Raw genomic sequence first — 14,873 nt, forward strand, 5'->3', positions numbered from 1 at the left:
CAAGACTAGCCAAACAAGATAAATATGAGCTCTGTATTTATCAAGACTAGCCAAACAAGATAAATATGAGCTCTGTATTTATCAAGATTGACCAAACAAGATAAATATGAGCTCTGTATTTATCAAGACAGGCCAAACAAGATAAATATGAGCCTCCTATATTGCAAGACTGTCCAAACAAGCAACATAGACGCTCTCTATATTGCAAGACTGTCCAAACAATCAACATAGAACGCCCATATATTGCAAGACTGTCCAAACAAGCAACATAGATCGCCCATATATTGCAAGACTCCCTAAACAAGCAACATAGCCCCCAATGTTACAGCTATTTTTCCATAAAAAAGACTGGCACATTATATGTACCAGTCTCTTCCATATTAATTTTCTTTTAAGATACGTTTCATACGATCTAAGTTATCAATAACTTCTTTGTCTGGCTTTTTAGTAAATGAACTTACAATAACTGTAACGACGATGTTTGTGAAGAATCCTGGGATAATTTCGTATAATTCGAAAATACCGCCATGACTTTTCATCATAATCCAGAATAGTACGACGATTGAAGACGTAACCATACCTGCGATTGCACCGTTTTTCGTTAAGCCTTTCCAGTATAATGACATTAATACAAGTGGTCCAAATGCTGCACCGAATCCTGCCCAAGCATTACCTACAAGGTTAAGGATAGTGTCGTTTGGAGTCCAAGCAAGTAATATTGCCACAACTGCTACAGCTAATACTGCAAATCTACCTACCATAACAAATTCTTTATCTCTATCTGGTTCATAACCACGTTTTTTAGTTATGATTTTATAGAAGTCTTGTGTTAAAGCACTTGATGTAACGAGTAATTGAGATGAAATTGTACTCATAATAGCTGCTAAAATTGCTGCTAAGAAGAACCCGCCAACTAATGGGTGGAATAACACTTGACTCATTAAGATGAAGATTGTTTCTGGGTTATCAATTGTTTGGCTCGTGTCATGAATGTATGCAATACCAGTTAAACCAACTAAACATGCACCTAATAATGAAACTGCCATCCAACCGATACCGAATCTTCTTGCTGTTGGTAATTGTTTATGTGATTTAATAGACATAAATCTTACAATAATATGTGGTTGTCCAAAATAACCAAGTCCCCATGCAATTAATCCTATGATACTTACAACTGAAGTTCCTTTAAACCAATCTAAGTTTGTTGGTTTAACTTCTGCTACAGTGTGGAAAGTATCTAACCCGTTTAAAGTTAATAATGCCGCGATAGGTACCATAACCATCGCTATTAACATGATCACACCTTGGAAGAAGTCTGTTAGAGAAACAGCTAAATATCCTCCGAAGAATGTATATATTACAACGATACCAGCAGTTAAGATAATACCAAGACGATAATCCATACCAAATGCACTTTCGAATAAAGTACCGCCTGAAACCATACCAACTGAAGTATATAGTGTAAAGAATACTACAATGATAATACCTGAAATAATTTTTAAAGCATGTGTATTATCTGCAACACGTTTCTCAAAGAAATCTGGAATCGTAATAGCATTTCCAGTATGTTCAGTATATACACGTAATTTCGGTGCTACTAATATGTAATTTAACCATGCACCTACTGTTAAACCGATAGCAAGCCAAGTTGCTGATAATCCAATACTGTAAACTTCACCAGGAAGTCCCATAATCATCCAACCACTCATATCGGATGCACCAGCGGATAATGCTGTTACATAAGGACCTATACTACGGCCACCTAACATGTACTCATCTAAATTGCTTGTTGATTGTTTATAAGCATAATAACCAATTGCTAATAGAACAACAAAATAGACTATAATCATGAAATAAGTTTGCCAGCCTGAAGCAACTCCAGTGCTCGCATCAATTTGTCCTAAAATAAACATATTCCCGCTCCTTTATTTAAATATTTTAAAGTTGCACGTTGACCATTATACACAAATGAAATAATAATCAAAGGGTAAAAAGTAAATTATCCGTATATTCAGTTTATCATTTATATAGAATGATGTCACAATTTGTTCATATTTAATATTGCTCTATGCCTTGCGGTGTAAATGTTTACAAAGGATATGCATATGACTTATTTTGCTCATAAAATTACGATGTAAACTTTTTTAAAAATTTTTAGCTTTTTAAAATTTGTTCCATGTCGTCAAACTTTTTAAGGTCATATTCAACAGGTGGTTTCGTCATTAAGCTCACAATAACTGTTACGATTATACTTGAAATAAATCCAGGTATGATTTCGTAAAATTCAAAAATGCCACCATGATCTTTCATGAGTATCCAGAAAATAACGACTAATGAACCAGTCAAAATTCCTGCAATCGCGCCGTATTTAGTTAGACGTTTCCAATATAGTGATAATAAAACTAAAGGACCAAATGCTGCACCAAATCCAGCCCAAGCATTACCAACTAAATTCAAGATTGTATCATTTGGATTCCACGCGATGTACATCGCAACAATTGATACTAGTAAAACAGATAAGCGTCCTACAAGAACGAATTCCTTTTCATGACTTTTATCTTGTAACGTTTTTCTGCGCAATAACATGTAAAAGTCTTGCGTTAATGCACTAGATGTTACAAGAAGCTGTGAAGAAATTGTACTCATAATCGCAGCTAAAATTGCTGCTAAGAAGAACCCTGCAATTAGTGGATGGAATAAAATTTGACTCATCACGATAAAGATTGTTTCTGGGTTTTTAACTTCTATATTAGTGTGTTCAACAAAAGCAATACCAATTAATCCTGTCATACAAGCACCTAATAAAGAAATTGCCATCCATGAAATACCAATTCTACGCGCTCTAGGCATTAGTTTATGCGTTTTGATAGACATAAAACGTACTATAATATGTGGTTGACCGAAGTAACCTAATCCCCAAGCGAGTAAACTGATGATACCAACTGTTGTTGTACCTTTGAACCAATCTAAATTCGTAGGCTTTAAATCACCAACTTCACTAAACGTGTCTAGACCATTTAACTTTAACAACGCAACGATAGGTACTAATACCAATGCTAAGATCATAATGACACCTTGGAAGAAGTCCGTTAATGATACAGCTAAATAACCGCCGAAAAGTGTATACAAAATAACAATACTAGCGGCTATAAATAAACCGACATGGTAATCTAGTCCAAATGCACTATTAAATAGTACGCCACCAGCTACCATTCCAGAATGTGTGTATAACGTAAAGAATACAACGATAACTAATCCTGAAATAACTTTAACGATTCTTGTATGATCTGATAATCTTTTTTCGAAAAAGTCAGGTAAAGTAATAGCGTTATCAGTCAGTTCAGTATAAATTCTCAAACGTGATGCAACGAGTATGTAATTAAGCCAAGCACCTATTGTAAGACCAATCGCAATCCAAGTTGCTGATAGACCAATACTATATACAGATCCCGGCAAGCCCATAATCATCCAACCACTCATGTCTGAAGCACCTGCTGATAGGGCAGTAACAAGTGCACCTAAATCTCTGCCACCTAACATATATTCATCAAGCGTACTTGTCGAACGTTTGTAAGCATAAAATCCAATTGCTAATAAAATGGCAAAATAAATAGCAATCATGACGTATGTTTCCCAAGAAGTTTCGACTTTAACATTCTTAAAAGTATTTCCAAGTATAAACATGAAAAACCACCTCTCACTCATTGACATAAAATTCAGAAAAAATTCTGATAATTTATTATACACAATGTATGCGCTTTCATGTAGTTAATTTTTAATAACTTTAGATTTTTATATGAAAATTTGTTAAAATTATATGATGTTAGATTAACTAAGGAGGCGTCGCACATGACGAAGGTAACATCTGAGCAAGTTGAACATGTTGCTAATTTAGCTAGACTTGAAGTTTCACAAGACGAAGTCAATGAATTCACACAATCTTTAGAAAAGATCTTAAATTTTGCAGGACAATTAGATGAAGTTGATACTGAAAATGTTGAACCAACATTCCACGTATTAGACTTACAAAATGTTCTAAGAGAAGATAAGAGTGAATCAGGAATTCCTCAAGAACAAGCATTACTTAATGCGAAAGAAAAAGAAGCGGGGCAATTTAAAGTTCCAGCAATTATGAACGAGGAGGACTAAAGCATGACAATTCGTTATGAAACAATTGAACGTTTATCAGAAATGATTAAAAATAATGAAATTAAGCCATCTGAAATTGTTAGAGATATTTTTGATGCGATAGAAGCAGACGACGCAAATATTAAAGCATTCTTAGCTTTAGATAAAGAACAAGCAATTAAAAAAGCTGAAGAACAAGATAAATTACAAGCTGAAGGTAAAATGGAAGGTAAGTTATTTGGTATTCCAATGGGTATCAAAGACAATATTATTACTGAAGGTGTAGAAACTACATGTGCAAGTAAAATGTTAGAAGGCTTTATTCCTATATATGAATCAACAGTTATGAATAAATTAAATGCTGAAAATGGTATTTTAGTTGGTAAACTTAACATGGATGAATTTGCTATGGGTGGTTCAAATGAGAACTCTTATTTCAAGACAACTGTTAATCCATTTGACCATAAAGCCGTACCAGGTGGTTCATCAGGTGGTTCAGCAGCAGCTGTTGCAGCAAGCTTAGTACCATTTGCATTAGGTTCAGATACTGGTGGTTCAATCCGTCAACCAGCATCATACTGTGGTGTTGTTGGTATGAAACCTACATATGGTCGTGTATCTCGTTTTGGTCTAGTAGCATTTGCTTCTTCATTAGATCAAATTGGACCTATTACACGTAGTGTTAAAGATAACGCGTTAATCTTAGAAACGATTTCTGGACATGACGCACAAGATTCAACAAGTGCACCGATTGAAGATGTAGACTTTACGTCTGAAATTGGTAAAGATATTAAAGGCTTAAAAGTAGCTGTACCAGAAGAATTCATTGGATCTGGTGTATCTGAAGAAGTTAAGAATTCAGTAAATGAAGCGGTTAAAACTTTAGAATCTTTAGGTGCTACAGTTGATCGCGTATCATTACCAAATACTAAATACGGTGTAGCAAGTTACTATATCATTGCATCTTCTGAAGCATCAGCTAACTTAGCAAGATTTGATGGTATCCGTTATGGTTATCATTCAAAAGCAGCAAATACACTAGAAGAACTATACAAAAAATCTCGTGGTGAAGGCTTTGGAGATGAAGTTAAACGTCGTATTATGCTTGGAACGTTCGCATTAAGTTCAGGTTATTACGATGCTTACTACAAAAAAGCTCAAAAAGTTCGTACATTAATCAAACAAGACTTCGAAAAAGTATTTGAAGATTATGATGTTATCGTAGGACCAACTGCACCAACGACAGCATTCAATATTGGTGAACAAATTGATGATCCATTAACAATGTACGCTAATGATATTTTAACGATTCCAGTTAACTTAGCAGGTGTACCATCAATCTCTATTCCTTGTGGTAAATCAAATGGTCGTCCAATTGGTTTACAAATTGTTGGTAAACCATTCGATGAAAAAACGATATACAAAGTTGCTTATCAATATGAAACACAATATAACTTACATGATGACTATAAAACTTTACAAGGAGTGTGAAACTGAATGCATTTTGAAACAATTATCGGCTTAGAAGTTCACGTCGAATTAAAAACAGAATCAAAAATGTTTTCACCATCACCCGCTCATTTCGGTGCGGAACCTAATACAAATACAAACGTTATTGACTTAGCATATCCAGGCGTATTACCAGTTGTAAACAAGACAGCTGTTGATTGGGCTATGCGTGCAGCAATGGCATTAAATATGGATATTGCGAAAGAATCTAAATTTGATAGAAAAAACTATTTCTACCCAGATAATCCAAAAGCTTATCAAATTTCTCAATTCGATCAACCAATTGGTGAAAATGGTTGGATTGATATTGAAGTAGATGGAGAAACTAAACGTATTGGTATCACACGTTTACACATGGAAGAAGATGCAGGGAAATTAACTCATAAAGATGGATATTCTTTAGTTGATTTAAACCGTCAAGGAACACCTTTAATCGAAATCGTTTCTGAACCTGATATTCGTTCTCCTAAAGAAGCATATGCATACTTAGAAAAATTACGTGCAATTATTCAATATACAGGCGTATCAGATTGTAAAATGGAAGAAGGTTCATTACGTTGTGATGCCAACATTTCATTACGCCCATATGGTCAAGAAGAATTCGGTACAAAAGCAGAGCTTAAAAACTTAAACTCATTTAACTATGTCCGTAAAGGTCTTGAACATGAAGAAAAACGCCAAGCAGAAGTATTATTAGCTGGTGGAGAAATTTTACAAGAAACACGTCGTTTCAACGAATCAACTGGCGAAACAATTTTAATGCGTGTTAAAGAAGGTTCAGATGACTATCGTTACTTCCCAGAGCCAGACTTAGTACCATTATACGTTGATGATGAGTGGAAAGAACGTGTACGTCAAACAATCCCAGATTTACCAGACGTACGTAAAGAACGTTATGTTAATGAATTAGGATTACCAGCTTATGATGCACATGTATTAACATTAACTAAAGAAATGTCAGATTTCTTTGAAGCAGCAATTGAACATGGTGCAGACGTTAAGTTAACATCTAACTGGTTAATGGGTGGCGTTAATGAATACTTAAATAAAAATCAAATCGAATTACAAGATACTGCATTAACTCCAGAAAACTTAGCAGGTATGATTAAACTTATTGAAGATGGTACAATGAGTAGTAAAATTGCTAAGAAAGTATTCCCTGAATTAGCTGAAAACGGTGGAGACGCACATCAAATTATGAAAGACAAAGGTCTTGTACAAATATCTGATGAAGCAACACTATTAGGATTTGTTACAGAAGCATTAGACAACAATCCACAATCAGTAGAAGACTTTAAAAATGGTAAAGGCAAAGCGATGGGCTTCTTAGTAGGTCAGATTATGAAAATTTCAAAAGGCCAAGCAAACCCACAAATCGTCAACCAATTACTAAAATCAGAATTAGAAAAAAGATAATAAATATAATGAAAATCTCGTCACAGAGTGAAGTACTCGTGACGAGATTTTTTTGAATGAGTTGGTGGCACGGCTGTTAGGGACAGAATTCTGAGAAGTGTCCGTAAGAGGTGCTGTTAGAGACAGAATTCCGAGAAATGTCCGTAAGATGGTCTGTTAAGGACAGAATTCTGAGAAATGTCCGTAAGAGGCGTTGTTAGGGACAGAATTCCGAGAAATGTCCGTAAGAGGCGTTGTTAGGGACAGAATTCCGAGAAGTGTCCGTAAGAGGCGTTGTTAGGGACAGAATTCCGAGAAATGTCCGTAAGAGGTGCTGTTAGGGACAGAATTCTGAGAAATGTCCGTAAGAGGTGGTGTTAAGGACAGAATTCCGAGAAATGTCCGTAAGAGGTGCTGTTAGGGACAGAATTCTGAGAAATGTCCGTAAGAGAGCGCCCACCTAATTACCAGAATTCAGAATAATGGAAGTAACAGCGTTCTAACTACCAGAATTCGAAATAATGGAAGTTAGCGCCCACATAACTACCACAATTCAGAATTATGAATGGTACGCCACCATTAATTCTTAATCTTATTAAATTGCAAATTCTATATCTAATTACTTGCATGGTTGGTGTGTTGAAGTACAATAGTATTAAATCATAATGACGATGGAGGCGTAATTACATATGACGCAAATTAAAATAGCTAAAAATGAAAATGAAATCAATTTAGAATTAGGTCAAGCTAATAGACATGGTTTGATTGCTGGTGCTACTGGTACTGGTAAAACAATTACTTTAAAAGTATTGGCTGAACAATTTTCTAAAGCTGGTGTTCCAGTCTTTATGTCAGATGTTAAAGGGGACATATCAAGTATTGCAGAGGCTGGCTCTATCAATGATAAGATTCAAGAACGTATTGATATGATGAAAATTGATGATTACAAAAATAATGCTTTTCCTGTAACGTTGTTTGATGTATTTCAAAAAACGGGCGTACCTGTTCGTACAACGATCACAGAAATGGGTCCGCTATTAATCGGTAAATTATTAGATTTAAATAATACTCAATTAGGTGTATTAGATATTGTATTTAAAGTTGCTGATGAAAGTGGTCTGCTTCTGATTGATATGAAAGATTTTAAAGCGCTTTTAAAAGAAATTAATGAAAATAGAGCAGAGTATGCTGAAAAATACGGTAATATTTCTTCTGCGTCTATTGGTGCAATTCAACGTGCATTATTACGATTAGAATCTGAAGGTGCTGAAACGTTCTTCGGAGAGCCTGCATTACAATTAGAAGATTTTATTAAATTTGATGAATCAGGCAGAGGTATGATTAATGTACTTGATGCATCTGTTTTATATCAAAAGCCTAAATTATATGCAACATTCTTATTATGGTTATTATCTGAACTATTTGAAAGTCTTCCAGAAGTAGGCGATCCTGAAAAACCAAAAATTGTATTCTTCTTTGATGAAGCCCACCTTTTATTTAATGACAGCTCTAAAGAGTTAATTGAAAAAGTTGAACAAGTAGTACGTTTAATCCGTTCTAAAGGTGTAGGTATTTATTTTGTAACTCAAAATCCAATTGATATTCCAGAATCAGTGCTTGGACAACTAGGTAATAGAGTGCAACATGCACTTAGAAGTTACACACCTAAAGATCAAAAAGCGATTAAAAGTGCTGCACAAACTTTCCGTCAAAATGAAAGTTTCGATACTGCTCAAGTAATCGGAGAATTGAAAACAGGGGAAGCGTTGATTTCATTCTTAAATGATGAAGGTCAACCGAATATTGTTGAACGTGCATTTATTCGTCCACCTGAAAGTAAAATTGGTGTAATCGATGAATCTGTAAAAAAAGATTTAATTGATAATGCACCATTAAATGAAACGTATAAAGAAACATTTGATCGTGAAAGTGCATATGAAATGTTACAAAATAAAATTGAAAAGCAACCTGAAGAAGAACCAAAAACTAAGAAATCACAGTCAACTAAGAAAGAAACAACATCTAAGAAGAAAGAAAAACCTTCACAATTCCAAAAAGAAACGTCTAAGTTCTTATCAACAGTTGGAAGACAAATTGGTAGAGAAATCGTACGTAATATATTTGGAACGAAAAGACGCTAATTATTTTTTGCTTTCTTATATTTAGTATATGCTTTAATATAAAGATATAAGAATATACAAGAGGGATCATAATGAAGAAAAAAGCTAGAATCATTTACAACCCAACATCAGGAAGAGAGTTATTTAAAAGAGCATTACCTGATGTATTAATTAAGTTAGAACAGGCTGGTTATGAGACGAGCGCTCATGCTACAACAAGTGCTGGAGATGCGACACATGCTGCTAGGGAAGCTCTAAAATATGATTATGATGTAATCATTGCTGCTGGTGGAGATGGTACTTTAAATGAAGTTATCAATGGTATAGCAGAAGCAAAGAAGCGACCTAAACTAGGGTTAATTCCTATGGGGACAGTTAACGATTTTGGTAGAGCACTTCTTATTCCAAACAATATAATGGAAGCTGTAGATACAATCATTAAAGGTGATCTTGTACCAGTAGATGTTGGTAAAATGAACAATCGCTATTTTATTAATATTGCTGGTGGCGGTAAAATAACAGAAGTTTCTTATGAAGCGCCAAGTAAATTGAAAACAATGGTTGGACCACTCGCTTATTACATTAAAGGCTTAGAGATGTTACCACAAATTAAAGCGACTGATATACGTATCGAATATGATGGTAATGTATTCCAAGGCGAAGCGATGATGTTTTTAATTGGCTTAACGAATTCAATAGGTGGCTTTGAAAAGCTTGTACCAGATGCTGATATTAATGATGGTAATTTTACTTTGCTTATATTAGAAAAAGTGAATATAGCAGAACTTGGACATATTATGACATTGGCTTCTAGAGGTGATCATATCAATCATCCGAAAGTTCATTACACTAAAGCTAAAACAATTAATGTCTCATCATTTGAGCAAATTCAATTAAATGTTGATGGTGAATTTGGTGGCGTATTACCTGCTAATTTCTTAAACTTAAAACAACATATACAAGTCTTTTCTAAACTTGAGAGGGTTAAGAGAGAGCACGGAATTGAAACAGTAGAAAGAGAACGAGAAAGACTACACGAAGAACAAACAGAAGAATAAATACATAGGGACATTATTTTGTCCCTTTTTTCTATGTTTATCGTGAAAGAGGGAGTTAATATGGCAGGAGTCGTAAATAAGGATGAAATATATACTGGAGAGGTTATCGATTTTACACATGAAGGGCATGGTGTTGTAAAATTCGATCGTTATCCAATTTTCGTACCAAATGCAATTAAAGATGAAACCATTTCATTTAAAGTCATCAAAGTGAAAAAGCAATTTGCTATTGGTAAATTAATCTCCATTGAAGAAGCATCAAAGGACAGAATTGAACCACCTTGTGAATATTATAAAGTTTGTGGTGGATGTCAACTCCAACATTTAAGTTACAATGCGCAATTAGAAATGAAAAAAGAACAAGTGATTAATCTATTCAAGAGAAAATCACATTTTGAAGATACAATCATTCACGACACAGTTGGTATGGTGAATCCGTGGCATTACCGTAATAAATCTCAAATACCAGTCGGGAAAAATAAATCTGGTGAAATTGAACTAGGATTCTATAGACAAAGAAGTCACGATATTGTGAATATAGATCATTGCATGATTCAAGATGAAAAGCATGATTTAATTATGAAGAAACTTAAGCAACTTATAGATGAAACAAACATCAGTATTTATAATGAACAAAAGCACAAAGGTGAATTAAGACATATCATCTTGAGAACTGGTTATTATACTGGTGAAACAATGGTTATATTTGTGACGAATAGTAAACAACTTAGCCATAAAAATAAAATAATTGATTTTATACAAACAGAATTTGAAAATGTGGTCAGCATTAAACATAATATTAATTTAGAAAAATCAAATGTTATTATGGGGCATACGTCACATACTTTATATGGGAAAGATACCATTACAGATAAACTTTCTGAATATGAATTTAAAATATCCGACACTTCTTTCTATCAAATCAATCCAACACAAACAGAAAAACTTTATCATAAAGCGCTAGAGTATGCACAATTAGATGGAGAAGAAACTGTCATTGATGCATATTGTGGTATTGGGACAATCGGTTCATACATGTCACAAAAAGCAAAACACGTTTATGGCGTGGAAGTCGTAGAACAAGCTATAGAAAACGCAAAAGAAAATGCGCAAATCAACCATATAGACAACGCGACATGGGAAGCAGGAAAAGCAGAAGAGATTATCTTAAAATGGCAACAAGAAGGTATTAAGCCAGAAGTTGTAATGGTCGATCCACCAAGAAAAGGATGCGATCAAACATTTATTGAAACATTAATCGAATTATCACCAAAAAGAATAGTATATATATCATGTAACCCTGCAACACAGGTGAGAGATGTAGAATTGTTGAAAAATAGCGGTTATCAACTAAAAGAAATCACACCAGTGGACATGTTTCCACATACAACTCACGTCGAAACAGTAGCTTTAATCGAAAAAATAACAGAATAGAATTCACTAAGGAGATTGGGACATAATGGAATGTCTCAGTCTCTTTTAGTATCTTGGCAGTAGCTGACTGAATTGAAAATGCGCTTGTAGCAAGCTTTTTTCAACTCTAGTCATCCTTGCCGGGACGGGACTACGAAATCTTTTTATACAAATTAGATTTCTGTCCCGCTCCCTTTGAGCGTTATGTTTGTGTGAAAGTGTTTACAACTGTATAAATAATGTAAGGAGGGTTGTTTATGAAGCGACTAATGATTAGTGCGATTTCGGCTAGTTTTATTTTATCTGCTTGTGGTAATGATTCGCGTGATGAAACTGAAGATAAAGGTAAGCAAACTCAGAATGAAATGGAACATGAACAGAGTCAGTCAGATGACAACCAAGAACGTAAAGAAACTAAAGGGATTGAAACGGTAGCTCAAGGTTTAGATACACCTTGGAGTATTGCGAGATCAGATGATGTGTTTTATTTATCAGAACGTCCTGGTAAAATTATTAAAATTGATGGCAATAAAAAGACTGAGCAACAAGTGGATTTAGAGAAGGATGTTTCTACTGCTGCTGAAGCGGGTTTATTAGGATTTGTTCTTGCACCTGATTTTAAAGATTCTCAAGAAGCATATGCGTATTACACATATGAAGATAATGGCCAGTTTAATCGTATTGTAAAATTAAAATTAGAAAATGATACGTGGAAAGAAGAAGAGGTATTAATTGATAAAATTCCGAGTGGTCAATATCATCATGGTGGTCGTTTAAAAATTGGACCGGATGATAAATTATACGCGACAACTGGAGATGCTTCAGACGAACAAAATGCACAAGATAAAGATACTTTAGGTGGTAAAATTTTAAGAATTAATCTTGATGGTAGTAAGCCTAAAGATAATCCGATGTCTAATTCATATGTTTATAGTTACGGTCATAGAAATCCACAAGGACTTGTATGGACACCAGATGGACAGATGTATGCGAGTGAACATGGTAATCAGGCTAATGATGAAATAAATGAGATTAAAAAAGGGCATAATTACGGTTGGCCAGTGATTGAAGGTAATGAAGAAAATAATAATATGGAAACCCCGATATTTACTTCAGGATCAGATGATACTTGGGCACCTTCAGGCATCGCATTTAAAGATGGGATCATTTATTCTGCTGCATTGCGTGGAGAAGGTATTATGAGATTTGATGTAGAAAAAGATGAAATGAAAAAAGTGGCGACTAAATATGGAAGAATTAGAGATGTTTACATTGTAAATAATGATTTATATTTTGTAAGTAACAATACAGATGGTAGGGGTAATCCATCTAAAAACGATGATAAGATGTATAAAGTTTCACTAAGTCAATTAAATTCATAACTCAAACCGAGCATAAAATCATTAGTATAAATTGAATTTATATTTTATAATCATTATGTAAAGGTTATTAAGAAATGGTTTCACGGGGGTATTGGATGCTTAAAATTGACTTAGTTAACAATATATCTGTATTAAAAAGGTTAGCACTTTTACAATTTGTTTTATTTCTTTCATTAATATTAATTAGTTTTAAGTTAATTGCGAATATCATATATATTTATGAAGAAGGCTTTGTAAGAAATATTATAGTCGGGTTAGTTGGTTTAATTATATTAGTGTTTATCCATGAGTTAATACACGGTATTTGTTTTAAAATATTTAACCCAAAGGGAAAGGTTAAATATGGATATATGAAAGGCATGTTTTATGCAACGATGCCACATGCTATTTTTACAAGAAAACAATTTTATATCATATTATTAGCACCATTTGTTTTAATTAGTATAGGATTATTAATTGTATTATTATGGCTTCAAGTCACTTCTATTATTTATGTATTTGCTTTTCATGGTGCTGCATGTATCGGTGATTTTTACATGGCGCAAGTGATTTATAGTAATAAACAGATGAATTATGTAGAAGATACAGAAGTAGGCATTAATTTATTTACGGATAATAAAGACGTTCAATCAACAAGTTAAAAAGATTTTTGATATAATATATAGGAATTTGGGCAACCAACTTCCTATTTTTTTGTAGAGGTGTTTAGAATGGAACGGCGAATCATTCACATTGATATGGATGCTTTCTTTGCTCAAGTTGAAATAAGAGATAATCCAAAATTAAAAGGAAAACCAGTGATTATAGGTGGACGCGCTTCAGGTAGAGGGGTTGTATCGACAGCTAGTTATGAAGCTCGTAAATTTGGTGTTCATTCAGCTATGCCCATGGCTCAAGCACATCAACTTTGTCCGGATGGTTATTATGTACGCCCAAGAATTAATTATTATCGAGAAGTGTCGAATGATATAATGGCAATATTTAAAAGTTATACAGATATTGTAGAACCTTTATCGTTAGATGAAGCTTATTTAGACGTTACTGAACTTGTGAGAAAAGACTTACCTGCGTCAACGATTGCACAATACATTCAACGAGATATTTATGATAAGACGTATCTTACATCTTCAGCAGGCGTTTCTTATAATAAATTTTTAGCAAAGCTCGCTAGCGGTATGAATAAACCGAGTGGTCGGACAGTAATAGATTATGAAAATGTACATGATTTGTTGATGTCGTTGCCGATAGGAGATTTCGCGGGTATTGGAAAAGTAACCGAAGAAAAGATGAAATCATTGGGAATCAATAATGGTAAAGATTTATACGCATATGACCAAATGGAATTGATTCAATTATTCGGTAAACGTGGTGTAAGCTTTTATAATAAAGTACGCGGTATTGATCATTCGCCAGTGAAACCAACACGTGTTAGAAAATCAATCGGTCGAGAAACAACTTTTGAAACAGATCAAAATGATGATGACTTTATACTTAATACGATTAGAAAATTGAGTACGGAAGTTGCCAATAGAGCTGATAAACACGAACTAGCAGGACGAACGATAACAGTTAAACTTAAGACACATAACTTTGAAACATTATCTAAACAAACAAGTAGTCATACACCAGTCTATGACGAAGTTGAAATATATAATATAGCATATGATTTATATAATTCATTAAAAGACCCCGAGACTTCTATACGTTTAGTAGGTGTATCAATCGGGAATTTAGTTTCGAGGACGTATCGCAATTTAACAATATATGATTTTATTTAAACCAATTTACTTGATATCATCATGTATCCTTAGTATTCTGAATATTGTTGAATGCGCGTTTCGACTAAATGAGAAGTGGGTATTTATTAA

At 34.0% G+C, this 14,873-nt stretch carries 11 protein-coding genes; 9 read left to right on the forward strand and 2 right to left on the reverse strand.

Features of this window, described 5'->3' with window-relative positions; translation table 11 throughout:
• Window positions 1–380: 380 nt before the first annotated feature.
• On the reverse strand, window positions 381–1,913 hold the full coding sequence (putP, locus tag LQ679_RS09630) for a sodium/proline symporter PutP (protein ID WP_275589919.1): 1,533 nt from the start codon (window positions 1,911–1,913) through the stop codon (window positions 381–383).
• 241 nt (window positions 1,914–2,154) lie between these two features.
• Window positions 2,155–3,684 (reverse strand): sodium/proline symporter PutP, encoded by a 1,530-nt coding sequence (putP, locus tag LQ679_RS09635; protein WP_204168129.1) that lies wholly within the window; start codon window positions 3,682–3,684, stop codon window positions 2,155–2,157.
• A 165-nt stretch (window positions 3,685–3,849) separates the two neighbouring features.
• On the opposite strand from putP (LQ679_RS09635), the gene gatC reads away from it, so the two are divergent.
• From gatC to dinB, 9 genes are all read left to right on the forward strand, one after another.
• The gene (gene gatC / locus LQ679_RS09640) at window positions 3,850–4,149 is read left to right on the forward strand and encodes an Asp-tRNA(Asn)/Glu-tRNA(Gln) amidotransferase subunit GatC (protein WP_025905135.1); all 300 of its coding nucleotides are present in this window, start codon (window positions 3,850–3,852) and stop codon (window positions 4,147–4,149) included.
• Window positions 4,150–4,152: 3 nt separating this feature from the next.
• Window positions 4,153–5,619: an Asp-tRNA(Asn)/Glu-tRNA(Gln) amidotransferase subunit GatA gene (gatA, locus tag LQ679_RS09645; protein ID WP_239762570.1), complete on the forward strand. Its 1,467-nt coding sequence runs from the start codon at window positions 4,153–4,155 to the stop codon at window positions 5,617–5,619.
• A gap of 6 nt (window positions 5,620–5,625) precedes the next feature.
• Window positions 5,626–7,053, forward strand: coding sequence for an Asp-tRNA(Asn)/Glu-tRNA(Gln) amidotransferase subunit GatB (gene gatB / locus LQ679_RS09650; protein ID WP_037590579.1), 1,428 nt, complete (start codon window positions 5,626–5,628; stop codon window positions 7,051–7,053).
• A gap of 668 nt (window positions 7,054–7,721) precedes the next feature.
• Window positions 7,722–9,173, forward strand: a complete 1,452-nt coding sequence (locus LQ679_RS09655; protein WP_126477104.1) for a helicase HerA-like domain-containing protein — start codon at window positions 7,722–7,724, stop codon at window positions 9,171–9,173.
• Window positions 9,174–9,244: 71 nt separating this feature from the next.
• On the forward strand, window positions 9,245–10,210 hold the full coding sequence (locus LQ679_RS09660) for a diacylglycerol kinase (protein WP_025905139.1): 966 nt from the start codon (window positions 9,245–9,247) through the stop codon (window positions 10,208–10,210).
• 60 nt (window positions 10,211–10,270) lie between these two features.
• Window positions 10,271–11,644, forward strand: coding sequence for a 23S rRNA (uracil(1939)-C(5))-methyltransferase RlmD (rlmD, locus tag LQ679_RS09665; RefSeq protein WP_239762572.1), 1,374 nt, complete (start codon window positions 10,271–10,273; stop codon window positions 11,642–11,644).
• Window positions 11,645–11,880: 236 nt separating this feature from the next.
• Window positions 11,881–13,005, forward strand: a complete 1,125-nt coding sequence (locus LQ679_RS09670; protein ID WP_239762574.1) for a PQQ-dependent sugar dehydrogenase — start codon at window positions 11,881–11,883, stop codon at window positions 13,003–13,005.
• Window positions 13,006–13,100: 95 nt separating this feature from the next.
• On the forward strand, window positions 13,101–13,646 hold the full coding sequence (locus LQ679_RS09675; protein ID WP_058591878.1) for a DUF3267 domain-containing protein: 546 nt from the start codon (window positions 13,101–13,103) through the stop codon (window positions 13,644–13,646).
• A gap of 69 nt (window positions 13,647–13,715) precedes the next feature.
• Window positions 13,716–14,783 (forward strand): DNA polymerase IV, encoded by a 1,068-nt coding sequence (dinB, locus tag LQ679_RS09680; protein WP_126477101.1) that lies wholly within the window; start codon window positions 13,716–13,718, stop codon window positions 14,781–14,783.
• The last annotated feature ends 90 nt before the right edge of the window (window positions 14,784–14,873 follow it).

Origin of the sequence: Mammaliicoccus sp. I-M35 (assembly GCF_022386455.1) — a bacterium.
Taxonomy (GTDB): Bacteria; Bacillota; Bacilli; order Staphylococcales; family Staphylococcaceae; genus Mammaliicoccus; species Mammaliicoccus sciuri_A.